Genomic DNA, 25,489 nt, shown 5'->3' on the forward strand with positions numbered 1-25,489 from the left:
CTTTCTGTACCATCTAAATATCGTTTCACCGCTTGGATTTTTTCTTTTGAAGAAAATTTAGCCATAAAAAATGCACCTCCAATTGTTAGACTGTGTCTAACAATTGGGGTGCACTTCACAGAAGGTGGCTTGTTTCGGTATTAATTTATTTTAACTATTCATGTCTGAATGGCCTTTTTGGAGCAATTAGCTCTAAATTAGTACCATCTGGATCGGGGAAGTAGGCAACTCCCCTACCAAATCCAGTTTTCTAGCCGTCTTCTTGAAAGATAATTGGTTCGTCATCTGGGTGCTATCCTATGCCCATCAAGCTAACAAAATGGATTGCTTCTGAAACAAAAAATGATTTTTATTACTATAAAAAACGTAAAGTATCTGTTTTTAGAAAAAATTAATTTTTATAAATTGATGGAGATATAACTCAATTCTTTTATATATTTAGTTAAATATGATTGTTAGAATGAACTTAAAGTAATTATGATTTCTAGAAATGCAAACTGATGTTTTGAATTGGTTTAAAGTTGCTGGAACAAAATAAAACCAATTGAGCAAAAAAACTTGCAAAAATAAAAAGAGAGGTGTATATTAATTGATGTATCAATAATTGATATATCAATTAATGTTTTGACAAGAAAGAAAAGGAACATTTTATGAAGGAAATGTTCGTAAATATCAGTGGAGAAGAACGCAAAATACTTATTCATGTTCTATTACAGATGCAAAAAAAATGTGGAGAATATTAAAGAATAGAGAGTGTAGGGGGCAGAATAGTGTGGAAATAATCGCAGCTATTTTAGTCGGGATCGTAGCATTAGAACATTTGTTTATCATGATCCTTGAAATGTTTTTTATTGATTCAAAAGTAGCAAAACGTGCTTTCAAATTACCGAAGCATTTAGAAGGAGATCGAAACGTAGCCATTATGTTTGCAAACCAAGGCTTATATAATGGGTTTTTAGCGGCTGGTCTCATTTGGGGACTTGTACTTGGGCTCAATCCAATTGGTTATATGGTCCAATTATTTTTCGTGATTTGTGTGGTGATAGCAGCTATTTTCGGAGGTTTCACATCTAATAAATCAATTATTGTGAAACAAGGACTTCCAGCTGTTTTAGCACTGGTTGCCCTTTTATGTATAATATAGAATCAAATTTTCTCAATAAAAGAAATCATTTTTGAAAAGAATACGCTATTCTTTCTTTAGAATTATAGGAAAGGATGGCGTTTTTTGTATGTTTATTTCTATATGTAGTGAATTATAACTATTCTCTCAAGGGACTCAACTGCTTTTCAGCTTTTGGATATATTTTCATCCATCTTTGTTTCCTCCTATTGTTGGATAGTGTAATAATTGATAAAAATTTTGATGAAATTGGATTATAACGATTGATCAAAAAAGTTAGTGATTAAAAATATTATTCTTTAGTACATACATTTTTAAGATGTTAAATATATTTCATAATAGTCTCTGTAAGATAGGGATAAGTAGAATAGTACTTTTTATAACTTTGAATGTCATTCATAATAGCACCAGTAAGAAGAAAACAAGCTTTACGGTACTACTAGTTACCAAAGATGTTACAGTAGTTTATTTAGAATCAAATTGATTGAAAGGTTGTACTATATGGCCTAATAATTTCGAAAAAATGTCGGTGTGGCATAAAACAATTATGGAGGTTAAAGATATGAGTACTTCAAATTTGAATGAAATAAGTAAACAAATTTTAAAAGAGGAGGAAACACTTCAATTTTCCTCTTTTACAAATGAAGATGCCTTGCAAATAGGTTTATTTATCGTTGAAACAGCGAAGAAAGAGGGGAAATTGATTGCTGTTGATATAACGAAAAATGGTGTGCAATTATTTCATTTCAAGATGACAGGGACAAATGAGGAAAATACGAAATGGATTGAGCGTAAAAAACGAGTCGTTTCCCTACATGATCGTAGCTCGTATTATATGCAGATACAAAGTGAAATAACTGGAATTTCATATAATGAAAAATATCTTTTAGATACTTCGGAATATGCTGCGTTTGGTGGATGCTTTCCTATCAGAATAAAAAACGTAGGGGTTATTGGAATGATAACAGTTTCAGGATTACCACCAGAAGAAGATCATGAATTGGTTATAAGAGCGGTGAAAAATCAGTTGAATCAGTAATGAAAGTATTTTTATACTTTCATATTAGATAATGGAGTATTATAAGCAATTACTAATATGTAAATCCTTATGAGATGTTAATTATTAAATAAGTGACCAGTATGGTTTCTACTACAGTTCGTTAGTAATATTTAGTTAAATTTAAAATGTAAAAAGCCAGGTAATGCATTATTCATGCTACCTGGCTTTTTAACTATCAATTTAAGCTTATTTTCATGTTTGTGTAAATATGAAACAAGCAGGATACATGAATAGAGAATGGGTAAAATAATACCGAATGATGATTAGATTTTATGAATGATGTTATAAGGCTTTTTTTAGGGAAACTGAAGGAAGCAGTGTGTTTAGATTTAGAATGACTGGCAATGGGTGATAGGAAGTTCAATGATTCAAAAATGAACTCATTTAAACGCATATTATCTTTGAGATGTATCCTTTTGAAGAATATTAAAACTTAGGAGGAATGGAATTATGACAAAAGATTTCTATACTGCACTGAAAGAAAGACGTACTTACTATGGAATTAACAAAGAGGTACAAGTATCGGATGAAAAAATTAAAGAAATTGTGGAGTTTGCTGTGAAATATACTCCATCAGCTTTCAATTCTCAAACTGCGCGATTAGTTGTATTATTTGGTGAAGCTCATGATAAATTATGGGATATTACAACTGAAACATTAAGAAAAGTAGTTGGAGATGGAGAATTCTCAGGAACGCAACAAAAAATGGATTCTTTTAAAGCTGGTTATGGAACAGTACTATTCTTTGAAGATGAGGCTATCGTTAAATCGCTTCAAGAAAAATTTGTTGCATATGCTGAAAACTTCCCAATTTGGTCACACCAAGCATCAGGTATGCACCAATTAGTCGTGTGGACAGGTTTAGAAGCAGAGGGATTAGGGGCATCTTTACAACATTATAATCCATTAATTGACGATGAGGTAAAACAAGAATGGAATGTCCCTGCTAATTGGAAACTAATTGCACAAATGCCATTTGGTAATCCAACAGCTGCACCAGGTGAAAAAGAATTCCAACCACTTGAAGAGCGTGTGAAATTTCATAAGTAATATTCGAATGTAATAAAATAGAAATTTAATCAGTGGTGGTCTTACTGTCCGCAAATAGCAGGAGAAGCTAACTGTATTGTAAAAATAAAACTGTTTAGTAATAAAAAAACTTATTCGTTTTTTTATTAATCGAGTATGTATGAATAAAAGATTTTAAAACACTATTTTAATCTGTAAGGTAACAAGGTGATCGTTTTGATCACCTTGCTTTATTTCTTACATTTTATTTATTAAAAAACGCTAGCTTTTCATAAATGCTTGAAAAATTAGCGTTTTAATAATAGGTATCTGTAATTTGACACTTAAAACTATATACGAAAAAGCTTTTATGTTATTCCTCAAGTTCTATCCATTCCTGTGACCATTCTTCTATTCCGCGAATAATAGCTTCTAAAGCAAATCCTTTTTGAGTTAAAGAATATTCTATACGAACTGGTGTCTCAGGAAAGACTTTACGTTCGACAATTCCTTCTAGTTCTAATTCTTTCAATCTTTCTGAAAGTAATCTTCCGCTAACAGGAAGAGAAGATTCAAGCGTACAAAAGCGCTGAGATCCAGAAAAAAGTTGGTAAATAATTAGTGCTGTCCATCGTTGACTAAAAAATTTCATTCCTTTTTCAAAGCGAGGGCATAATGTAGAATCATTCATTTTCCTTCACCTCCTAAAATAAATTATATAACATCTTACTATTAGTAACAAATGTTTTTATAATTAATTACTTGACGTAAATTAATTACGAATGTATACTCACTTACGTAAAGTAACTAAGTTGTTTTATGTAACTAAAACTCTTTTCTTTAAATGGCCAAAGTTGTAATGATACATATTGCATATAAGCTGAGAGAAAAAAGAATAGCATCTGTAAAAACACTTACGTTGTGTAAGTTAAACAATAAAAAATATAACAATGGAAGAGAATTTTAGAGATTCTCTATACTAGGAGGTACCTAATGGTTACAACAGATACAATTCATATGTTAGAAGATAAAATTCAATTTATACATCAAGATGGAAAGGATATTTATTTAGTAGGCCCTATCAAATTGCCAATTAATTTATATGGGGAGACTAAAGTTTTTCAATGGTATTCTTGGTTACAATGTAGTGAGGGTACAAATAGTGTAGAAGGGGTTATTGAAAAACTTTCATCTATTAATTTAGCTGATATGCAGCAATCTAGTGTGCTTGTATATGGTGATTTTGAGAATTCTGAAGATGCCCTAATTCGTATGCATAGTATTTGTCACACCGGTGATATCTTTGGTAGTAAACGTTGTGACTGTGGATTCCAATTAAAGCAGTCTTTACAAATGATTACAGAACATGGTTCAGGCGCATTATTTTACTTAGCGAATCATGAAGGAAGAGGAATTGGCTTGTTTAGTAAAGCTATGACGTACCTCTTGCAAGAAAATGGGTTAGATACAGTAGAAGCTAATCTGAACCTAGGTTTTGAAGATGATGTTCGAAACTATGATGATACAATTGAAGTATTAAAAGCGCTACGCTCAAAACCTGTAAAACTTATTACAAATAATCCGAAAAAATTAGAAGCGTTACAAAAAGCTGGATTAAATGTTACGAGTCGTGAACCGTTATGGGGTGATGTCTCAGAGTTTAATGAGAAATATTTGCAAACGAAGATTCAGCGTTCTGGACATTTTGAAGGGGGACACTTACATGCTTGAGCATGAATTGTATATGAAGCTAGCACTAGAAAATGCCAAGGCTATGAAGGGACAAACGACTCCAAATCCATTGGTTGGATCTGTAATTGTAAATGATAACCGAATTGTAGGGGTCGGAGCACATATGAAGGCTGGAGAACCACATGCTGAAATACATGCGATACGTATGGCGGAAGAACAGGCGCGTGGTGGTACAATCTATGTAACTCTTGAACCTTGTTCTCATCATGGAAGAACAGGGCCTTGTGCAGAAGCAATTGTACAAGCAGGAATTAAGAAGGTAGTAGTTGCTACACTTGATCCAAACCCGCTTGTTTCTGGACGTGGAATTAAAATTCTACAAGATGCAGGTATTGAAGTACTTGTAGGAGTGTGTGAAGAAGAATCTAAAAAGATGAATGAAGTCTTTAATAAATATATTTTGACAAAGCGCCCATTTGTAACGATTAAATCAGGAGTTACATTAGATGGGAAAATTGCTACTTCTTTATCGGATAGTAAGTGGATCACATCTACAGAAGCGAGACAGGAAGTACACCAAATACGAAATGAAAATGCAGCCATTTTAGTAGGAGCAAATACTGTACAAGAGGATAATCCATCATTGACAACGCGTATTCCAAATGGGCGAAATCCAATTCGAGTAATATTGGACTCAACATTACGCATACCAATGGAAGCTAAGGTTATTACAGATGGAGAAGCTCCTACCTGGATATTTACAACAAGTAATCATGCAGCGGAAAAAAAGAAAGCATTAGAAAATGCAGGAGTCAAAGTATTTGTTACTAGCGGAGAAAAGCATATAAACTTATATGAAATGCTTGATGTTTTAGGGGAAAAAGGAGTTTCCTCCCTGCTTATTGAAGGTGGTGGAGAGGTAAATGCTTCGTTTATTGAAAATAAATTAATAGATAAACTGATTTTATATATTGCACCTAAAATGATTGGGGGTAGAATGGCGCCTAGCTTTGTAGAGGGGGCTGGTATTACTAAAATGCAAGATGCAATTGAATTTAAGGATATATCATTTACCCAGGTTGGAAAAGATTATAGATTTATTGGTTACCCAGAATATCAGAAAGGTGAGAAATAAGGAGAATAAAAACTACTTATATTTTCCGATAAATGGATTGCAGAAAGGAGCGATGAAGAGTGAAGTTTGGATTTGATATCGATGATACGTTAATTGATTTAAGGCAGCATGCTTTTCATTTATATAATAAAAAATTAAACAAAAAAGTAGGATTGGATGTATTTCATTCTTTAAAAACAATTGAAATTCATGAAGCATTTGGCATGACTTCGGAGGAAGGTAGTCATATGTGGAATAGTTTGCTGGATGAGATTTATTATACTTCTTGTTCACCGTTTCCATATGCAGTAGAGACATTGCAAGAATTAGAAAGACAGGGACATGAAATATACTATATAACAGCGCGACCTAAAGAGCATGGAGAGCAAACAAAAAAATGGTTAATAGAAAAAGGTTTTCCGGTACATGAAGATCGCTTTTTCTATGGAATGAAGGATGAAGAAAAAATACACTTCATACAAGAAATAAAATTAAACTATTTCTTTGATGATAAGCCGGCAGTCTTAGAAACGTTAATAGGAAAACCGATAAATGTGTATGCAAAAAATACTTCTTACAATCAACATCTCAATATCCCGCGAATTACAAGTTGGACGGAGTTAGGAAATATTATAAAGAAAGAAATGCGAGGATTTAACTGGAAAATCAAATAGAGCCAAGAGCATATTGAGTGTTACAATTTTAGAGGAAAGACATAGGTGTTATGTCTTTCCTTATTTTTTTAATACTATCGTTTTTATTAGTGTGATGTGCTAGAAGTACTTCTAATAGAGAGGAAATAGAAAAATGAGCAATAAGAAAAATATTTTTAAGCTAGTCTTGTATGGAAGTATAATTTATATATCAATGATAGGTTCCCCTGGTGCCACAATATTTGTGGATATTTTGGATGAGAAGTTCAAGATTTAATGGGGTGTGCTCATAATCATGAATTTTTGGATTCTTATTATAAAATACATTATTTAAACTATATATTATAATTAAAAAATATGAAATTGGAATTATTAAGAAACAGTAAGGTTGGTACAAAACTAAACATATTAATAACGATATCAAGTATTGCATGTATAGTATTATCCCTAATAGGGTTTTGGGGATTAGAAAGAGGGAAAAGTACTTCCTCTAATATGTATGAGGATAATTTACTACCAATTGAGTGGATTGGGATTGTAGAATCTAATTTTTATCACGTTAATATGAACTTTATGGAAATAATGTTATCAAAAGATGAAAAAAGAATGAACGAATTAATAAGAGAAATGGATGGAATTCGTAAAGAAAATGATCATCTTTTAAAGCAGTTTGAGGCTAAACTTATTTCTACTAAAGAAAAAGAATTATATAACACGTTTCATGAAACATTTAATGAATTAAGGACTCAAATGAAGAAAGCACAAGAATTAGGAAAATCTAATAATGAAGAAGTATATGCATATTACCTAAAAGAGATTGAACCTAATATGCAAAAATCAATAAAATCAATTTGTGAATTGATTTTATATAATAGTAATAATGCAGAGCTTTTACAGAAGGAAAATAATAATAGTGCTCAAAATACAATGATAATGTTTGTTAGTATTTCGATTTTAGTAATTTTAATAATTATATTAATTGGATATATTATTAAATTAACTATCCGAAAACCACTTGCATTACTACAAAATGATATGGAGAAAGTAGCAGCTGGAGATTTAACAACACGTACTCCTTATAAAGCAAATAATGAATTAGGGCATATTGTTCAGTCTTTTAATAGTATGTTAGATAACCTTCAACAATTAATTGAGAATGTTAAGATGACAACACAAGAGGTTATTTTTCCTACGGAGGGCGTAGTACAAGATACAAATCGAGCGTCTAGTATTTCAAATGAGGTTGTACAGACTGTTCTAGAAGTAAAAACAAAAATAGAAGGACAGGTAACTAGTATTCAGGAGAGCCCATCCTCAATGGAAGAAATTACAACCGGGGTGCAAACTGTAGCTGAATCTTCAGCAGTAGTCGCTGAGGTAGCAGTAACGACTACAGAACGAATAAATATCGGTAGTGAAGTGATAAATCACTCTATTCTTCAAATGAATAGTGTGCATGATGTTGTCGAGGAAACATCAAAAGTAATAAATAAACTTGTTACACGTACACAACAGATTGATACAGCTCTCGCTGCAATTACTAATATTGCCGAACAAACGAACCTTCTTGCCTTAAATGCCGCTATTGAAGCGGCACGTGCTGGAGAGAATGGGAAAGGATTTGCAGTGGTTGCCGCAGAAGTTCGAGACTTGGCTGAGCAATCTAAAGAATCTGCAAAAGAAGTTAATCATTTAATAAAATCGATTCAAAAAGATACCCAAGATACAGTTAATGTCATGCAAAAAGGACAACAAAAGGCAGTAGAAGGAAAAGAAGCTGCTTAAGATTACAGGTCAAATTCAAGAAGTATCCGCAGCGACAGAAGAGATGTCTGCTGGTACAGAAGAAGTAAATGCTTCTCTTTCGCTAGTTTCTGAAACTGCTACGGATGTGAAAAAGGAGATTCTTCAAACAGTAAATTCAATTCAATCACAGGCCGTATCAATTGAACAAATATCAATCCAATCCAACAAAATGAAAGAAAAGGTGGAAGAATTAACGGAATTGGTTTCAAAATTTAATATTACAGAACAAAAAGGATGAGTAAATCATAAAAGTTTACGTATGGCTATTAGCCTAAAAATAATTGATTTTTTACGATTAAAAAGATTTTAGTAATTAATTCAATTACAAGTGTAATAACATGTATAAAAAACATGAAGACTTAAGAGTCTTCGTGTTTTTTATTGAATAATGTCTGAAAAAATATTGATAATTATACGATATTTTGGAACTTATCACAAAATATTCATATATGCAAAATTACATACGTTTAATGATTGATAATCACGAGTTAATGTAACTATAATAATTACACTGATAAGTAACTTATTGACGACAGTTATAAGTGAAGAAGGAGGGTTTTATTGTATTTTGTATATAAAAAATAGAGAAGGAGATATGTAAATGAAAAGGTTACTTGTTATAGGCATAATGTATACAATGTTTTTCCTCATAGGAAATATACACTTACATGCTGATGAACGGACAAATGTAAAAGAAATTACTAGTTTAGAAGAGCCTACTTGGATATTTCAGGCGGGCATAAGTAAGGGGAAATATCACGATCGACAAGATTTAGGGCTTATTTTGCAGAGAAATACACCACTAAAGGTAAGACAAACGAATCCTAATTTTAAAGACAAATTAACATTACGTTTATTGTCTAATGACTCAAAAAATGAAAAATCCATACAAGTAGGAAATGAATGGGTTACCATTCAAGGTGATACGCCTTTAGTTCCTTTCATAGATACTCCGTATGGTGAAGAGCACGCTGTACTTGAGTACCAAGTAGGGAATGAAAGTGCTACTAAGCCTCTTCCCATTTATAAACAACAAGAAAGTGTATCTCAATTTTTTAGTACATGGGATCAATTTGATGGAGAGTATGCGTTAATTCAAGGGGAGAGTTTTCAATTATTTGTACCTAAAAAAGATAAAGAGTTAGTAAGATCTTTAAAAGATTTTCAATCGTTGGATGAGTTAATTGCGTATTATGAAGATATTTTTGCGATGTATGATTCAATTATTGGTTTAGATGGTTCAGCGTTTGAAAATAAAAAAAGTCAAAATCGTTATTTTTTAAAAGCAGATATATCTGGTGCTGGCGGTGCTTATTATGGCACAAATTGGACAGCGAATAGTTCAGATAGTACAAAAATGTGGTTAGATAAACTGAGTTGGGGAACTTTACATGAAATCGCTCATGGATACCAAGCTGGTTTTGATAATCAAGGAATATTTACAGGAGAAGTTTCTAATAATCTATTTGGTGTTCAATATCAATATAGTAAATACGGCAAAAAAGCAGATCAAGTTGGTTGGTTGTTTAATTTCGGGAAAAAGGAACAGGTAGAACGGAATTTATATAATGCTTTAATGAAAGAAAATAAAAATTATGATGATTTAGATTTACGACAAAAACTTATTCTTTTAACGATGGCGAAACAAAAAGCTGGCGATGAAGCTTTTGCAAAAATGTATCAAGGTTATCGAAAACTAGCTAGCAATGCTGCTTTCAAAAAAGATGACCATTCTTTACCAGATTTGATGAATGAGTATTATAGTGAGAATGGAGGAGTTGATTTTACACCTGTATTTGAAAGATGGGGCTTTAAGCTTAATCATAAACAAATAGAGATGAATAGGGCGAAAGGTTTTCCGGCTGTTACTTCTTTAGCTTATATAGTGCCTGAATCACAATTAGCTAAAGCAAGAGCACTAGTTGATTCTGAGATTCTTATAAACTCTAACTTTGAAATAGTTACAAATCAGCAAATTGCTTCACTTGGGCTAAAAGGGAATTTGCATATCCATTTAAATACAAATGAAATAGATACATTGAAAGGAGGAAAAATTAAATTAAAAGAAGGGAATATAGTTATTCAAGAGAAAACAATCGAAACAACAGATATCAATTTACAAGATGTACCAAATGGGGTTTATACAGTTGAGATTTCAGGTGGAAAAACAGATGTTATGTATCATTTCAGTTCGTATTATGCCTATGTAAAAGAAAAAGATAATAGTCTAACTATTGATGTTAACGAAATGAAAGTGGGCAAGTTGGTAAATCAAACGATCCAATTCCTAGGGTTAGGAGATGACCAATTTGCTGAATTAAATACGGATTTAGAGCAAAAGCGAGCTGTTTTTACGGTTACTACTAAAACGCCTCATAGCTATTATGCAGGTGAAAAATATGCATCGATAGAGGTCTTTAATGAAAAAGGTGAAAAAATTTATACGAAGGAAATGGAAGGAACAAATGTAATAATTGTAAAAGATATCATTCCACTAAAAGAGGGATATAGAATTAAAATCTATCATGATGAAATAAAAAAACGATTAACTAGTAAAGCTACTATTATTAATCCTATGAATAAAACGAATGAATTTATAATAACAAAATGGGGATTGAAAAATACTTCTTTGCAAAATAATCCAGAAGAAAATCTTATACAAAGAATTGATGAAGAAATGGAAGCGATTATAGGTAATCAGTTTTTAAAAGAGATACCAATGCAAAAATTAGAAATGAAAAAGAATGTGTGGATGGCAATAAATATGTTATCAGAACCACAAAAAATAACGTATATAAATAAATATAAAGATAGCTTATATAATGAGTAATTTTTGAGAAATGAATTGAATCTAAAAAAGTAGCAAACCAATCTATTAACCTATATATGTAGAGGTATGTAAAAACGATTGGCTATAGTTAAAATTTTTTATCTATGCTTAAAATTCTAAAATACATTTTTAAAATTTGATAATACGATTATAAAGGAGTAAAAATATGAATAATTTCGTAAAGGTAGGTTTAACTACAGGAGTGGTGTTATCGGCGATTATGCCTTATGGAGGAGTACATGCGGAAACAGAAGATTTAAAAGTGGAAACAAAGGAAGATACGTTCCGAACAGGTAATTTAACAGCACCTTCTCAAAATTCGGCAGAAAATGTAGCAAAGGATGCGCTAAAAGGAAAAACAGAACAAGCATTATCATCAAAGCAAGTTAATACTGAATCCAAAGTTAATTATAATGTTACGCAAAGTCGTAAATCTTATGATGGTACTACATTGGTACGTCTTCAACAAACATATGAAGGACGTGATGTATACGGATATCAATTAACAGCACATATTAATGATGATGGTGTACTTACGAGTGTTTCGGGGGATAGCGCCCAAAATCTACAACAACAGGAAGATTTGAAACAACCTATTACTCTATCAGAAGAAGATGCAAAGAAACAGCTCTTTAACATTTATGGGAATAATCTCACATTTGTTGAAGAACCAGAAATTAAACAAGTAGTATATGTAGATGAAAATACAAGTAAAGCTACAAACGCATATCAAATTACTTTTAGTGCATCTACACCTGAATATGTATCGGGTACAGTATTAATTGATGCTTTTGGTGGTAATCTATTAAAAGAACTCGTTCAAAAATTGGGTATACAAGTAGATAGTAGTATTGTCCAATCTGCGACAGCAAATAAATCACAAGATCCTTCAAAATTAACAGGTACAGGAAAAGATGACTTAGGTATTAATCGTACGTTTGGAATTACGCAGCGAAGTGATGGAACGTACATGCTTGCAGATTATTCTCGTGGTAAGGGAATTGAAACATACACTGCTAATTATAAAGATTATAATAATTATAGAAGAAATGTATGGGGTTATCTCGATGATTTAGTAACAAGTAATTCTACAAATTTTACTGATCCTAAAGCAGTTAGTGCCCATTATTTAGCAACGAAAGTATATGATTTTTATCAAGAAAAATATGGGCGTAACAGCTTTGATAATAACGGACAAAAAGTAATTTCTGTCGTTCATGGCTGGAATACAAATGGTACGAATAAAGGAAATCCTAAGCAGTGGTTTAATGCATTTAGTAATGGAGCTATGCTAGTATACGGAGATCCAATTGTTAGAGCATTTGATGTGGCAGGACATGAATTTACACACGCGGTTACAAGAAATGAGTCTGGACTTGAGTACGCAGGAGAAGCTGGTGCAATTAATGAGGCTCTATCTGATATTTTAGGAGTAGCAGTTGAAAAGTATGCCAATAACGGAAAGTTCAATTGGACAATGGGAGAACAATCAGGTCGTATTTTTAGAGATATGAAAAACCCATCATCTATCTCTTCTAGATATCCGGAGGACTATAGACATTATAATAACTTACCTATTGATGCTGACCACGATCATGGTGGTGTACACACGAACTCTAGCATTATTAATAAAGTAGCTTACTTGATTGCTAGTGGTGGAAACCATAATGGAGTAAACGTACATGGCATTGGAGAAGATAAAATGTTTGATATTTTCTATTATGCAAATACGGATGAATTAAATATGACTTCTGACTTTAAAGAATTAAAAGAAGCTTGTATTCGTGTAGCAACGAACTTATATGGTAAAGACTCATTAGAAGTACAAGCTGTCCAACAAGCCTTTAAAGCAGCTTATATTTAATAGTATTGTGATGAATTATAAACTCTTTTATTTTAATATAGTGATTAATTTGTATGTATAGACAAAAACCTTGTAGAATTTTTCTGCAAGGTTTTTTTGAATGTTATCCCGCTTTTTGCCGGGCAGTAAGACCCCCGCCTCAAAATTCAGCGAAAGCAAAGAAGTTAGGTGGGAGTTGGGCTGCTTGTAAAAGCCAGATTGGTAAGGGCTAATTAAAGTTTCACTTTATTCGGAGCGACAGAGGATTTAGCGAAACGCAAAATTTACCATGCTTTATACAAACTAATTAGTAATCAACATATACCGCAATCTATTTCAATTATCGGTATTGGTAGAGGGGGAATGTCAGATGTGGAATTTCAAACAAAGGTAGAACAATCCATTGCTACATTTTCTAGAAGATCTACTGATGACGAATCAGGAGTAGAAGGATTTATTAGCACATTTCGTTATTGTCAATTAAATACAGCGAATGTAGAGGACTATCAAGATTTGTTGAGTCTTGTAAAGAGGCGTGAAACAGAATTAAATATTCCTGAAAACCGTATGTTTTACCTATCTGTTATACCAGAAGTATTTGATGTCATTGCTTTAAATATTAAGGAAAGTGGATTGTGGGCTACAAAAGGATTAAATCGTCTTATTATAGAGAAGCCTTTTGATTATAATGTAACGTCTGCTCGTGAGTTTAACAAAAAAATTAATTGAATGTTTTGATTAAACTGATATTTATCGTATCGATCATTATCTTTGAAAATGAATGGTAACTAGGAATACACTTAGAAAAGTATTACGAAATAAATCGTATGTAATTCAAGACATTTTTATTGACGATAATAATTTATGTGGTTAATATATTAGACATAAGATTATCTAATTACTAAAAGTAATTAGATATAAAATATTCCGTTAAATTCTATAAATAAGTAAGTTGTGGTAGAAATGCTTTGAATTGCCACTATTAATATTGGGGACAATTAAAAAGCGAAAGGCATAAAAAGAATTGGAATTTGATAACTCTTTGTTTTTATAAAACATGAGCTTCTGTACAATTCATTTTTAAAATATTGACAAGGATTATACAACAAGAGGGGGACTAAAATTGGAATCAATGACCTTTGTTTTATTTGGAGCGACAGGGGACTTAGCGAAACGCAAAATTTACCCCGCACTATATAACTTATATAGAGATCAAAAACTTCCAAAGCAAATATCCGTTATCGGGCTTGGGAGACGTCAAGTATCTCATGTAGATTTTCAAGGAAGAATAAAAGAATCAATAGAGACGTTTTCCCGTCATAGAGAAGAAGGTACTCCAGAACTGGAAGGTTTTTTAGATAATTTTCGCTATTGTCCATTAGATGTGAGTAAGCCGGAAGACTATGAGAGGTTATTACAAGTCGTTCGTGAAAGGGAAGAAGAATTACATATAAAAGGAAATAGAATGTTTTATCTTTCCGTTGCTCCTGAATTTTTCGAGACCATTGCTTTAAATATTAAGGAAAGCGGACTTGATAAAACGGATGGATGGAAACGTCTGATGATTGAGAAACCATTCGGGCACGACCTTACATCTGCTCGTGAGCTTAACGATAAGCTTAGTCGCACGTTTGAAGAAGACGAGATATACCGTATCGATCATTATTTAGGTAAACCGATGATTCAAAATCTTGAAGCATTAGAATTTGCAAATCCTGTTCTCCAATCAATTTGGAATAAAGAACATATAGCGAATGTACAAATCACAGCGAGTGAAACAGTTGGGGTTGAAGAAAGGGCAGGATATTATGACCAGGCAGGGGCCATTCGAGATATGGTTCAAAATCATATGTTACAAATATTAATGATGACTGCTATGAATCTGCCGGAAAAGGTTAATGCATGTGAAATTCGAGAGGAAAAGCGAAAGGTAATGGAAACGCTTCGTAAAGTGAAAAAAGAAGACGTTCAAAGCCATATCATTCGCGGACAATACGCTGCAGGTGAGATAAAAGGCGGGCAAGTTGTAGCATACAAAGAGGAGCCAGGAGTAAATCCTTCTTCTAACATAGACACATTTGTTGCTGCTCGCCTGTGGATCGATAATCCATTTTGGACTGGCGTTCCCTTCTATATACGAACAGGCAAACGAATGAAAGAAAAGTCTACTCGTATTGTAATTGAATTTAAAAATACGTTAAAACAGCAATATCAAGATAGTAATCCAAATGCAGCACCTAACTTGTTAATAATTGAAATTAGTCCAGGTGAGAACGTTTCATTACAGTTAAACAGTAAAAATCCATTGAAAAATGGAGAAATTGAACCGATGCGTATTAACTTTACTTGTGAGCAAGCGGATGTGGGAGTACCTGAAGCGTATGAAAGACTCATTCATGATGCTGTGAGTGGAGACGCTACATTCTTTGCACATTGGAGAGAAGTTGAATTGTCATGGGAATGGGTACAACCAATTCTTGAAGCGTTCGAGGAAAACTTATTACCGCTTTATGAATATGAGTCTGGTTCATATGGTCCAGAAGCGTCTAATGAACTGTTGCAAGAAAGTGGATTTAAATGGTGGTTAGATCAAGAGACGGAAAAATAAGCACTTTCTTTAATGAAAGCATTTAGGGGGACGATTACTATGACACAAAACATAAATCAATTAGCAGTGAATACACTTCGTACGTTATCGATTGATGCTATTAATGCGGCAAACTCAGGTCATCCAGGTCTTCCGATGGGAGCAGCACCAATGGCTTATGCATTATGGGCGAATCATTTAAATTACAATCCTAATCACCCAGAATGGTTTAACCGTGATCGTTTCGTTTTATCGGCGGGACATGGATCTAGTCTGTTATATAGTCTACTTCATTTAGCTGGATATGATGTTTCAATTGATGACTTGAAAAACTTCAGAAAGTTAAATAGTAAAACACCAGGACATCCTGAGTTTGGTCATACTCCTGGAGTTGAAGCGACTACAGGCCCGTTAGGACAAGGGATTGCTAATGCTGTCGGAATGGCAATGGCAGAAGCTCATTTAGCAGCAAAGTTTAATAAGGGTGGTCACTCTATTATAGATCACAATACGTATGCTTTAGTCGGAGATGGTGACTTAATGGAGGGTGTCGCTTATGAAGCGATGTCAATGGCAGGACATATGAAACTTGGCAAGTTAATTGTACTGTATGATTCAAATGAAATTTCACTTGATGGTGAATTAGGCATTGCTTTCTCTGAAGATATTCAGAAAAGGGTAGAATCTGTACATTGGCAATATGTAAGAGTTGAAGATGGAAACGATGTCGATGCTATTACAAAAGCTATTACATTAGCGAAAGAAAATACGGATCAACCTACTCTTATAGAAATTAGAACCATTATAGGTTATGGAAGTCCAAAAGTTGCTGGAACGAACAAAGCACATGGTAATCCGCTTGGAGTAGAAGAGGCAACAGCGACAAAACAAGTGTATGGTTGGGGTTATAAGGAAGATTTCTTTGTACCTGAAGAAGTAAAGGCTCATTTTAATGCACTAAAACAAAAAGGTATTGAAAAAGACAATGACTGGAATGAGCAGTTCAACTTATACAGAGAAGCGAATCCTACACTGGCAGATGAATTAGAAAAAGCGATTACAGGTGAGGTTTTAATTGAAGCGAAAGACATTCTATCCTTTGATACTGAAAAAACAATTTCTACTCGTGTTGCAAGTGGGGAAGCTATTAATCATTATGTGAAATCGATTCCTTCTATTTTCGGTGGAAGTGCGGATCTTTCTCATTCTACGATGACAGATATAAAAGGTGAAGCAGTATATGCAGTAGAATCGTATGCTGGACGAAATATATATTTCGGTGTACGTGAACATGCAATGGGCGCTGCAGCGAATGGATTGGCGCTTCATGGAGGAGTAAAACCTTTCGTAAGTACATTTTTTGTATTTAATGATTATCTTCGTCCGTCCATTCGACTGGCTGCACTGCAAAAGTTACCTGTTACTTACGTATTTACACATGATTCGATTGCTGTAGGAGAAGATGGTCCAACGCATGAACCAATTGAACAATTGGCAGCTCTTCGAGCAATTCCTGGTCTAACAGTTATCCGTCCGTCAGATGCAAATGAAACAGCAAGTGCTTGGGCGTATGCTTTACAGCAAACGGATGGTCCAGTCGTTTTAGTACTGAGCCGTCAAAATTTACCGGTGTTTAATGAAACGAAAGCGAACATAGAGAATCTCTCTAAAGGAGCTTACGTATTAACACAAACGAATGAAAATCCGGATGTAATTTTAATTGCGACAGGTTCTGAAGTATCCTTAGCTGCTAGTGCGAAAGCAAAATTAGAAGAAGATCAAGTTTCTGTTCGCATCGTTGCAATGCCGAGCTGGGAGCTATTCGATCACCAATCGAACGAATATAAAGAATCCGTTCTTCCGTCTTCTATAACGAAACGAGTATCTCTTGAGATGGGTGTATCTCTTGGTTGGGAACGTTATGTAGGACAAGAAGGAAAAGTACTATCAATTGAAACATTTGGAGCTTCAGGTACTGGAGCTGAAGTCATGAATCTATTTGGATTTACGCCAGAAAATGTTGTTCAAATTACAAAAAATGTGTTGAATTCTTAAGCTATGATTGTGAATACCTTTCTGTACATACTAACATTTCAGTGCTGAAAGGTATTCCAGATTGTAGTGATATGGATTTTTAATAAAAGATGATTTGAGGAGGAATTATATTATGCAAGTAGGATTAATTGGGTTAGGTAAAATGGGATTAAATTTAGGGAAAAATTTAATGGATCATAAACATGAAGTAGTAGCATTTGATTTAAATACGAGCGCAGTAGAAGAAATGAAAGAGTACGGGGCAACAGGTACATCTAGTTTAAGTGAACTTGTTCAGTCATTACAATCACCAAGAATTCTTTGGGTAATGGTACCACACGCTGTTGTTGATTCTGTTATTGATGAGGTTACACCACTTTTATCAAAAGGAGATATTTTAATTGAAGCTGGTAATTCACATTATAAAGAGTCTATCCGCCGATATGAGCAATTAAAGAAAGATGGCATTCACTTTATGGATGCAGGAACTTCTGGTGGAATGGAAGGAGCTCGTAATGGTGCTTGTTACATGATCGGAGGAGATCAAGAAGCTTGGGACATCGTTGAACCTATCTTCCGCGATACTGCTGTAGAAAATGGATTCTTATATGCTGGAAAAGCTGGTAGTGGTCACTTCTTAAAAATGGTTCATAACGGAATTGAATACGGTATGATGGCTGCTATTGGTGAAGGATTTGAGATTCTAGAGAAAAGTGAATTTGACTACGATTATGAAAAAGTATCAAGAGTATGGAACAACGGTTCAGTCATTCGTTCTTGGTTAATGGAATTAACAGAAAATGCATTTTCTAAAGATGCAAAACTGGATGAGATTAAGGGTGTTATGCATTCTTCTGGTGAAGGAAAATGGACAGTAGAAACAGCATTAGACCTTCAAACAGCAACTCCTGTTATCGCAATGTCTCTATTAATGCGCTACCGCTCATTAGACAATGATACATTTACAGGAAAAGTTGTAGCAGCTCTGCGCAATGAATTTGGCGGACATGCAGTAGAAAAGAAATAAAGTGAAACTTTAATAAGTAGGGGCTTCATTCCACACCAATCGGGCTTTTACGGGATAAGCATATTAAACATGTAACTCATCAACGTTTAAAAACTGGAGGGAATTAATCATGAAATTTTTTATTGATACTGCAAATCTTGAGGATATAAAAAAAGCATATAAACTTGGAGTTTTAGCTGGTGTTACAACGAATCCTTCTTTAGTAGCAAAAGAGGGCATTAAATTTGAAGACCGTATTGCAGAAATTTGTCAGGCAGTTCCTAAAGTTGAATCTGTTTCGGCAGAAGTAACGCCAGATGCTGTTACAGCTGAAGAGATGATCGCCCAAGCAGAAGAACTGATTAAAATTAACGGTGGCGATGAAAAAGTTACAGTTAAACTTCCGATGACGTTAGCTGGATTAGAAGCTTGTCGCTACCTTACTGAAAAAGGTGTGAAAACGAATGTTACACTTATTTTCACAGTGAACCAAGCACTTTTAGCTGCTCGAGCAGGTGCAACGTACGTTTCTCCATTTTTAGGACGCTTAGATGATATTTCTGAAGATGGCGTATTATTAGTTGCTAAAATTGCTGAATTATTCGATGTTCATCAACTAGATACACAAATTATTGCGGCTTCTGTTAGACATCCAGATCATGTAACTCGTGTAGCGATGGCAGGTGCTCACATTGCAACAATTCCTTATAAAGTAATTGAACAACTTGCTATGCACCCATTAACAGACCAAGGTATTGAGAAATTTGCTGCTGATTGGGCGAAAGCGCCTAAATTATAATGTATGAAAGCGAAGGTGCTTTCCGAAAATTGTTTTTCATGAGAGGACAAATCTTAAGTAACTTCATCGTTTAAACTGGATCCTGAGTTTGTAGTCTTACTACGTGAAAACAGCAAGAGAAGAAAGTGTCATTCACTTTTGAAGAAGGAAAATATGCTCGTATGAAGCATGTATAAAATAACATTATAATTATGAAAGAGAAATCCCCTTATCAGAGAGAGTAGTTAACATGTATCTCTGATAAGGGAGATTCTTTTTGTATAAATTATTATTTTGTGAAGATGATTTGTATATCGATATATAAATTCTTACTCATGAAAGAACTATATAGGTGCTCTTAATTGTATAGTAATTTTGAAAGGGTTTACATAAAGGGGTGAAATTGCGTATGAATATGTACCTTTTAATTATTACATTATTATCAATTGTAATTGTTATTTTAGGGGTATCGTGGTGGAGATGGCATGCGTTTATTAGTTTAACGATTGCAAGTTTGTTTTTAGCAATTATGTCTGGAATGCCAATGGATAAAATAGTGAGTGCTTATGAAATGGGAGTCGGAAGTGTTCTCGGGCATTTAGTAGGTATTTTAGTATTGGGTACAATTTTAGGGAAAATGATGGCAGAGTCAGGTGCTGGAATGCAAGTGGCAGAGTTCTTTATTAAATCCTTTGGGATAAAAAACTTACCATGGGCTATGTTAATTGCAGGTTTTATTATTGGAATCCCGGTGTTTTTTGAAGTAGGCATTTTAATATTACTGCCGTTAGTAATTTCAATTCATAAAACAACGAAACAAAATATTTTATTGATAGCATTACCAGCAATTGCTGGGCTATCTGTCGTACACGGTCTTGTTCCTCCGCATCCAGGGGCCATAGTTGCAATTGGTATTTATAAAGCGAATCTTGGAAAGGTACTAATGTATTCACTCATTATTACATTTTTTGCAGCGATTATTGCAGGTCCTATATTCGCTAAGTGGATTCACAAACGTGTAATTCCTGAAAATGAGCCAGAATTGATTCGTGTAAATACAAAATCAACGAAATTACCAGGAATAGGAGTTTCATTTTTAGTTATATTGTTACCTGTTATGTTAATGGTTTTAGCTGCAGCAGCTCCTTATGTGCCTCTTTCTAATACTTTGATGAAGATTGTCACATTAATCGGTAGTCCTATAATTGCACTATTGATTGCATGTTTTGCGGCGTTCTATTTTCTTGGATTTCGTCAAGGTATCGATAAAAAAGCTATTAAGAAGATAACAGAAGATAGCTTATTACCAATCGGTTCAATTGTTGCGATTATTGGTGCCGGCGGGGGATTTAAGCAAATTCTCATCGATAGTGGGGTAGGGAATGCTATTGCTCAAATGTCTGAGCATTTAGCTCTATCTCCAATTGTATTAGCATTTATAGTAGCTGGGTTAATTCGAATTGCGACAGGTTCAGCGACAGTCGCTTTAACAACAGCAGCGGGTATCGTTTCGCCAATCGTTGAAAATACGACAGGTGTGAACTTAGAGTTACTCGTTATTGCAACAGGTGCAGGAGCATTAATGTTTTCACACGTAAACGATGCTGGTTTTTGGATGGTAAAAGAATACCTAGGTTTAACAGTGAAAGAAACATTTAAAACATGGACAGTATTAGAAACGTTACTTTCATTTATCGCTTTTGGAGGCGTTTTACTACTCGATATGTTTGTTTAAGATAAAGATGTTTCTATTTAGATAATTGTGGCATACAACGTTATTAATAGATAAAAGGAATGTATTTTTATGGTGGGATACTGTAGCAATTTTTTGTTAGGAGGAAGAGATGGTGAGCTCAAAATATATGATTGGTGTAGATATTGGGACAACTAGTACAAAATCAGTTCTATTTTCTACTGATGGATCTGTTATTGCTAGTCATGGAATTGAATATCCTTTATATTCTCCTACACCTGAAACAGCAGAACAAGACCCAGAAGAAATCTTTCATGCAGTAATAAATACGATTAAAGAAACTGTACGAATAAGTAGTGTACAGCCGAATGATATTCTTTGTGTCTCTTTTAGTTCGGCAATGCATAGTATCATTGCTGTAGATGAAAAGGGAAAGCCGTTAACGAGATGTATCACTTGGGCAGATAATAGAAGTGCAAGCTGGGCGGAGAAAATAAAGAATGATATGAATGGTCATGAAATTTACCTTCGTACTGGGACACCAATTCATCCGATGTCACCACTTTCGAAATTAGTTTGGCTACAGAATGAGCAAGCAGAGTTATTCGCAAAAAGTTATAAATTCATTTCTATTAAAGAATATGTTTTTTACAAGTTATATAAAGAATATGTAATTGATTATTCTATAGCATCAGCGACAGGAATGTTCAATTTAAAATCTTTAAAGTGGGATGAAGAGGCTTTACATGTAGCAGGAATTACAGATGAAAAGCTTTCAAAGCTTGTTCCAACAACGCACAGTTTAACAGGATTAGATGAAGAGTTTGCCAAAGAGATGAATGTACTTGTTTCTACGCCTTTTGTAGTAGGAGCGAGTGATGGAGTACTATCTAATTTAGGTGTAAATGCAATAGATCCTGGCGTTGTGGCTGTTACAATTGGTACAAGCGGTGCGATACGTGCTGTAACAAATCGTCCTGTAACAGATCCAAAAGGTAGAATTTTTTGTTATGCGTTAACTGAAGACCATTGGGTAATCGGTGGACCAGTTAATAACGGCGGTATGATTTTCAGGTGGGCTCGTGACCAATTGGGCACTTCAGAGATTGAACTTGCAAAGCGCTTAGGAAAAGATCCATATGAGGTGCTTACTGAAATAGCAGCAAAAGTGAATCCGGGATCTGACGGTTTATTATTTCACCCGTATTTAGCGGGGGAAAGAGCTCCTTTATGGAATGCAAATGCGCGAGGATCTTTCTTTGGACTCGGATTGCATCATAAGAAAGAACATCTGATACGTGCTGTTTTAGAAGGAGTAATTTATAACTTATATACAGTTCTTCTCGCTTTAAAAGAACTAATTGGCGAACCGAAAAAAATTCAAGCGACAGGCGGTTTTGCAAGGTCGGAACTTTGGAGACAGATGATGGCGGATATTTTCCATCAAGACGTATATGTTCCTGAAAGTTTCGAAAGCTCTTGCTTAGGAGCTGCCATCCTCGGTTTATATAGTTTAGGTGAAGTAGATACGTTACATGTAGTTTCTGAAATGGTAGGTGCAGATTTTCATCATGAGCCAAACATGGAAAGTGTGGAAAAATATAAAGATTTAACGCCAATCTATATCCGTTTGTCCCGTCAATTGGAAGAAGAATATGAAAGTATAGCAGCGTATCAAAAAAAGTGGGTTTAAAAGCTATTTACCAAGAAAATATGGTAACGTATAAAGAGGTACTCCGATTTTTTAGGATACTCTTTCAACATAAAATATTTTAAGAAGTATGATGAATGAAAAATATAGGGAGAGAGGGTTATGAAAATGAAGGATAACAAAGAGTTTATCGGATATGTTGGAACATACACGAAAGAAAATAGTGAAGGAATATATAAGTTTATTTTAGACACGGAAGCAAAAAAAATTGGTAATGTAACACTTGCCGCTAAGTTGGATAACCCTACATATGTAACGATTAACCGAAATAATGAATATCTCTATTCCGTTGTTAAGGAAGGCGAATCTGGCGGTGTAGCTGCTTATTCCATTGATAGTCATACTGGAGAACTAAAAGCGAAAAATAGACAAGTAGTAGAAGGGGCTTCTCCTTGTCATATTAGTGTTGATAGTGGAAATCATACAGTAGTTACAGCAAATTACCATAAAGGAACGATTGAGTCTTTTGAAATAAATGAAGAAAATGGAACTGTAAATCCTGCTGCATCTATTATGGCGCATGAAGGTTCAGGTCCGAATAAAGAAAGACAAGAAAAACCACACGCACATTACGCGGGGTACACTCCTGATGAAAAATATATGATAGGTGTTGATTTAGGGATAGATAAATTAATTACGTATGAAATAAAAGATAGTACATTAATAGAAGTGAATAGCCTGTCTGTGAATCCGGGAAGTGGACCAAGACACATTGCTTTTCATCCAAATGGAAAATACGCTTATGTAATGACGGAGCTTAGTTCAGAGGTTATTGCGTTAACATATAACTCGGAAGAAGGCTCCTTTACAGAATTACAGTATATTTCTACTCTTCCAGAACAATTTGATGAAAATAGTCAAGGCAGTGCTATCCATATTTCTTCTGAAGGCCGCTTTGTATATGCAGGTAATCGTGGTCATAATAGTATTGCTGTTTTCAGTGTGGATCAAAACTCAGGTGAGCTTGCATTTGTGGAACATACATCTACAGAAGGAAAATGGCCGAGGGATTTTGTATTAGATCCTACTGAAAAGTTTCTTGTTGCTACAAATGAAAAGTCACATAATCTTGTGCTATTTTCAAGAGATGAATCTACAGGAAAGTTAACACTTTTACAATCTGATGTTGCTGTGCCAGAGCCTGTTTGTGTGAAGTTTTTAAATGTTTAAGTTGTGTTCGATATAATTTCATATACTCAGAAAATAATAAAAAGCAAAGCGATATCGCTTTGCTTTTTATTGTTTCTTTTTCGGTCTACGTACTAATTCGTCGCCGCAGTTTGGACAAACGTTTTGTCTTTCTTCTGTACATGGTGCGCAAAATGTACATTCATATACACAAATGTATGCTTCAGAATCTTGTTCGAGCGATTGATCACAAATTTGACAGTTTGTTTTCATTTCTAGTGCCATAATAAGTCTCCTTTTAGTTAGAAAATTTATAATTTAATTATAATTCATTGAATAGAAATAGTCCTTTTCAATTGAAAGGAAATTGAATGATAAAGTTATGAATTGAAACGAAAGATGCCGGTTTATTTTAAAATTGATTATTTATTACAGTTGGAATATTATGAAATAGTCAAAAGACAACAGGGGGTATAGATTTTGACTAATCATAATGATCATTTAAAAGCAAACTGCGAAAAATGCTTCGGTCTATGTTGCGTTGCATTACCGTTCGCAGCATCGGTAGATTTTGCAGTGAATAAAGATGGTGGTAAACCATGTTCCAACTTACAATCAGATTTTAAATGTAGTATACATAAAAATCTTAGAGGAAAAGGTTATAAAGGTTGTACAGTATTTGAGTGTTTCGGTGCTGGGCAGAAGATTTCTCAGGGTACGTTTAAAGGGATTGATTGGAGGAAAGATGCAAAGCATGCAAGAAAAATGTACGATGCTTTTCCGGTTATGCATCAACTTCATGAAATGCTTTGGTATTTGAATGAAGCGATTCTTTTAAAGGCAACACAGCCAATTCATAAAGAGCTGGAGACCGCAATTGAGGAGACAGAGCGACTTTCGAATTTAAATCCAGGTGAGTTAATGAAAATAAATGTTCCAATGCATAGGGCAGAGGTGAACATTCTTCTTTTAGAAACGAGCGAATTAGTATGGAAGGAAATGAATACTGCGCGTAAGAAACGAATCATTCACCGCGGAGCAGACCTTATGGGAGCAAATCTGAAAAAGAAAGATTTACAAGGTGCAAATTTAAGAGGAGCTTACTTAATTGCGGCAAACTTAAATGGAGCAGACTTACGAGGGGCAGATCTCATTGGAGCAGATTTACGAGATGCAGATATTCGCGGAGCAGACTTTACAAATTGTATTTTTCTTACGCAAGTTCAAATTAATGCGGCGAAAGGGGATAAGCATACGAAATTGCCGAAATTGTTGTCCCGTCCATCGCATTGGAGTGCGTAAAGAGTGAGGAGTGTTTAGTGTGGATATATTTCAGTATTTAGAAGAGATGCAAGAGGATGTCTTTTCGTTAGCAGTAGAGCAAATAGAAGCGAAGTATTATGATATATACCGATTTGTATTG

20 protein-coding genes and 2 pseudogenes are annotated in these 25,489 nt (G+C 34.2%); 19 read left to right on the plus strand and 3 right to left on the minus strand.

Annotated elements, in window-relative coordinates:
* Positions 1-154: 154 nt before the first annotated feature.
* Positions 155-289, minus strand: a pseudogene (locus CGQ22_RS32965) (VOC family protein); the annotation flags it as partial.
* 483 nt (positions 290-772) lie between these two features.
* Between CGQ22_RS32965 and CGQ22_RS20455 the strand changes: the two are divergent.
* The 3 genes from CGQ22_RS20455 to CGQ22_RS20465 all read left to right on the plus strand — a co-directional run bounded on the left by CGQ22_RS20455 (position 773) and on the right by CGQ22_RS20465 (position 3,233).
* Positions 773-1,144 (plus strand): DUF1304 domain-containing protein, encoded by a 372-nt coding sequence (locus tag CGQ22_RS20455; protein ID WP_000402471.1) that lies wholly within the window; start codon positions 773-775, stop codon positions 1,142-1,144.
* A 502-nt stretch (positions 1,145-1,646) separates the two neighbouring features.
* The gene (locus tag CGQ22_RS20460; protein ID WP_116777641.1) at positions 1,647-2,162 is read left to right on the plus strand and encodes a heme-degrading domain-containing protein; all 516 of its coding nucleotides are present in this window, start codon (positions 1,647-1,649) and stop codon (positions 2,160-2,162) included.
* A gap of 471 nt (positions 2,163-2,633) precedes the next feature.
* On the plus strand, positions 2,634-3,233 hold the full coding sequence (locus CGQ22_RS20465; protein WP_000158943.1) for a nitroreductase family protein: 600 nt from the start codon (positions 2,634-2,636) through the stop codon (positions 3,231-3,233).
* A 331-nt stretch (positions 3,234-3,564) separates the two neighbouring features.
* Here CGQ22_RS20465 and CGQ22_RS20470 read toward each other — a convergent pair whose 3' ends face one another.
* Entirely contained in the window at positions 3,565-3,882 is a 318-nt protein-coding gene (locus CGQ22_RS20470) for a winged helix-turn-helix transcriptional regulator (RefSeq protein ID WP_001000104.1), read from the minus strand.
* Positions 3,883-4,184: 302 nt separating this feature from the next.
* On the opposite strand from CGQ22_RS20470, the gene CGQ22_RS20475 reads away from it, so the two are divergent.
* The 15 genes and pseudogenes from CGQ22_RS20475 (at position 4,185) to CGQ22_RS20545 (ending at position 24,108) form a co-directional block, all read left to right on the plus strand.
* Entirely contained in the window at positions 4,185-4,922 is a 738-nt protein-coding gene (locus CGQ22_RS20475) for a GTP cyclohydrolase II (RefSeq protein ID WP_000258861.1), read from the plus strand.
* Positions 4,915-6,018 (plus strand): bifunctional diaminohydroxyphosphoribosylaminopyrimidine deaminase/5-amino-6-(5-phosphoribosylamino)uracil reductase RibD, encoded by a 1,104-nt coding sequence (gene ribD / locus CGQ22_RS20480; protein ID WP_000889424.1) that lies wholly within the window; start codon positions 4,915-4,917, stop codon positions 6,016-6,018. Before CGQ22_RS20475 ends, ribD begins: the two co-directional genes overlap by 8 nt.
* A gap of 59 nt (positions 6,019-6,077) precedes the next feature.
* A complete protein-coding gene (locus CGQ22_RS20485; protein ID WP_000668228.1) occupies positions 6,078-6,671 on the plus strand; it encodes a 5' nucleotidase, NT5C type in 594 nt (197 codons plus the stop codon).
* Between the two features lie 336 nt (positions 6,672-7,007).
* Positions 7,008-8,435 (plus strand): methyl-accepting chemotaxis protein, encoded by a 1,428-nt coding sequence (locus CGQ22_RS20490; protein ID WP_089149227.1) that lies wholly within the window; start codon positions 7,008-7,010, stop codon positions 8,433-8,435.
* Between the two features lie 43 nt (positions 8,436-8,478).
* A complete protein-coding gene (locus CGQ22_RS32970; RefSeq protein ID WP_374058662.1) occupies positions 8,479-8,694 on the plus strand; it encodes a hypothetical protein in 216 nt (71 codons plus the stop codon).
* Positions 8,695-9,057: 363 nt separating this feature from the next.
* Entirely contained in the window at positions 9,058-11,286 is a 2,229-nt protein-coding gene (locus CGQ22_RS20500) for a putative mucin/carbohydrate-binding domain-containing protein (protein ID WP_089149228.1), read from the plus strand.
* Positions 11,287-11,452: 166 nt separating this feature from the next.
* On the plus strand, positions 11,453-13,150 hold the full coding sequence (locus CGQ22_RS20505; RefSeq protein ID WP_089149229.1) for a M4 family metallopeptidase: 1,698 nt from the start codon (positions 11,453-11,455) through the stop codon (positions 13,148-13,150).
* Between the two features lie 261 nt (positions 13,151-13,411).
* A pseudogene (locus tag CGQ22_RS20510) lies at positions 13,412-13,871 on the plus strand (glucose-6-phosphate dehydrogenase).
* A gap of 381 nt (positions 13,872-14,252) precedes the next feature.
* Positions 14,253-15,737: a glucose-6-phosphate dehydrogenase gene (zwf, locus tag CGQ22_RS20515; RefSeq protein ID WP_000445368.1), complete on the plus strand. Its 1,485-nt coding sequence runs from the start codon at positions 14,253-14,255 to the stop codon at positions 15,735-15,737.
* A gap of 39 nt (positions 15,738-15,776) precedes the next feature.
* Positions 15,777-17,771, plus strand: coding sequence for a transketolase (tkt, locus tag CGQ22_RS20520; RefSeq protein ID WP_089149230.1), 1,995 nt, complete (start codon positions 15,777-15,779; stop codon positions 17,769-17,771).
* A gap of 112 nt (positions 17,772-17,883) precedes the next feature.
* A complete protein-coding gene (gene gnd, locus CGQ22_RS20525; protein WP_001195925.1) occupies positions 17,884-18,777 on the plus strand; it encodes a phosphogluconate dehydrogenase (NAD(+)-dependent, decarboxylating) in 894 nt (297 codons plus the stop codon).
* Positions 18,778-18,886: 109 nt separating this feature from the next.
* Positions 18,887-19,555, plus strand: coding sequence for a fructose-6-phosphate aldolase (gene fsa, locus CGQ22_RS20530; protein WP_000667679.1), 669 nt, complete (start codon positions 18,887-18,889; stop codon positions 19,553-19,555).
* A 388-nt stretch (positions 19,556-19,943) separates the two neighbouring features.
* Positions 19,944-21,269: a gluconate permease GntP gene (gntP, locus tag CGQ22_RS20535; RefSeq protein ID WP_001057596.1), complete on the plus strand. Its 1,326-nt coding sequence runs from the start codon at positions 19,944-19,946 to the stop codon at positions 21,267-21,269.
* Between the two features lie 109 nt (positions 21,270-21,378).
* Complete coding sequence (gntK, locus tag CGQ22_RS20540; RefSeq protein WP_000254932.1) at positions 21,379-22,920, plus strand: gluconokinase; 1,542 nt, start codon at positions 21,379-21,381, stop codon at positions 22,918-22,920.
* A 120-nt stretch (positions 22,921-23,040) separates the two neighbouring features.
* Complete coding sequence (locus tag CGQ22_RS20545; RefSeq protein WP_089149231.1) at positions 23,041-24,108, plus strand: lactonase family protein; 1,068 nt, start codon at positions 23,041-23,043, stop codon at positions 24,106-24,108.
* Positions 24,109-24,174: 66 nt separating this feature from the next.
* Here CGQ22_RS20545 and CGQ22_RS20550 read toward each other — a convergent pair whose 3' ends face one another.
* The gene (locus tag CGQ22_RS20550) at positions 24,175-24,351 is read right to left on the minus strand and encodes a DUF1272 domain-containing protein (protein ID WP_089149232.1); all 177 of its coding nucleotides are present in this window, start codon (positions 24,349-24,351) and stop codon (positions 24,175-24,177) included.
* Between the two features lie 195 nt (positions 24,352-24,546).
* On the opposite strand from CGQ22_RS20550, the gene CGQ22_RS20555 reads away from it, so the two are divergent.
* Positions 24,547-25,368: a pentapeptide repeat-containing protein gene (locus CGQ22_RS20555; protein ID WP_000181433.1), complete on the plus strand. Its 822-nt coding sequence runs from the start codon at positions 24,547-24,549 to the stop codon at positions 25,366-25,368.
* Positions 25,369-25,489 lie beyond the last annotated feature (121 nt).

It is taken from the genome of Bacillus sp. M13(2017) (genome assembly GCF_002218325.1).
GTDB lineage: Bacteria > Bacillota > Bacilli > Bacillales > Bacillaceae_G > Bacillus_A > Bacillus_A thuringiensis_K.

What these genes read in the sequence shown, in the direction of transcription:
- CGQ22_RS20460 (WP_116777641.1), top strand. Translation starts at nt 1,647, where the DNA reads ATGTCGGTGTGGCATAAAACAATTATGGAGGTTAAAGATATGAGTACT.
- CGQ22_RS20465 (WP_000158943.1), top strand. Translation starts at nt 2,634, where the DNA reads ATGACAAAAGATTTCTATACTGCACTGAAAGAAAGACGTACTTACTAT.
- CGQ22_RS20470 (WP_001000104.1), bottom strand. Translation starts at nt 3,882, where the DNA reads ATGAATGATTCTACATTATGCCCTCGCTTTGAAAAAGGAATGAAATTT.
- CGQ22_RS20475 (WP_000258861.1), top strand. Translation starts at nt 4,185, where the DNA reads ATGGTTACAACAGATACAATTCATATGTTAGAAGATAAAATTCAATTT.
- ribD (WP_000889424.1), top strand. Translation starts at nt 4,915, where the DNA reads ATGCTTGAGCATGAATTGTATATGAAGCTAGCACTAGAAAATGCCAAG.
- CGQ22_RS20490 (WP_089149227.1), top strand. Translation starts at nt 7,008, where the DNA reads ATGAAATTGGAATTATTAAGAAACAGTAAGGTTGGTACAAAACTAAAC.
- CGQ22_RS32970 (WP_374058662.1), top strand. Translation starts at nt 8,479, where the DNA reads ATGTCTGCTGGTACAGAAGAAGTAAATGCTTCTCTTTCGCTAGTTTCT.
- CGQ22_RS20500 (WP_089149228.1), top strand. Translation starts at nt 9,058, where the DNA reads ATGAAAAGGTTACTTGTTATAGGCATAATGTATACAATGTTTTTCCTC.
- CGQ22_RS20505 (WP_089149229.1), top strand. Translation starts at nt 11,453, where the DNA reads ATGAATAATTTCGTAAAGGTAGGTTTAACTACAGGAGTGGTGTTATCG.
- tkt (WP_089149230.1), top strand. Translation starts at nt 15,777, where the DNA reads ATGACACAAAACATAAATCAATTAGCAGTGAATACACTTCGTACGTTA.
- gnd (WP_001195925.1), top strand. Translation starts at nt 17,884, where the DNA reads ATGCAAGTAGGATTAATTGGGTTAGGTAAAATGGGATTAAATTTAGGG.
- fsa (WP_000667679.1), top strand. Translation starts at nt 18,887, where the DNA reads ATGAAATTTTTTATTGATACTGCAAATCTTGAGGATATAAAAAAAGCA.
- gntP (WP_001057596.1), top strand. Translation starts at nt 19,944, where the DNA reads ATGAATATGTACCTTTTAATTATTACATTATTATCAATTGTAATTGTT.
- gntK (WP_000254932.1), top strand. Translation starts at nt 21,379, where the DNA reads ATGGTGAGCTCAAAATATATGATTGGTGTAGATATTGGGACAACTAGT.
- CGQ22_RS20545 (WP_089149231.1), top strand. Translation starts at nt 23,041, where the DNA reads ATGAAAATGAAGGATAACAAAGAGTTTATCGGATATGTTGGAACATAC.
- CGQ22_RS20550 (WP_089149232.1), bottom strand. Translation starts at nt 24,351, where the DNA reads ATGGCACTAGAAATGAAAACAAACTGTCAAATTTGTGATCAATCGCTC.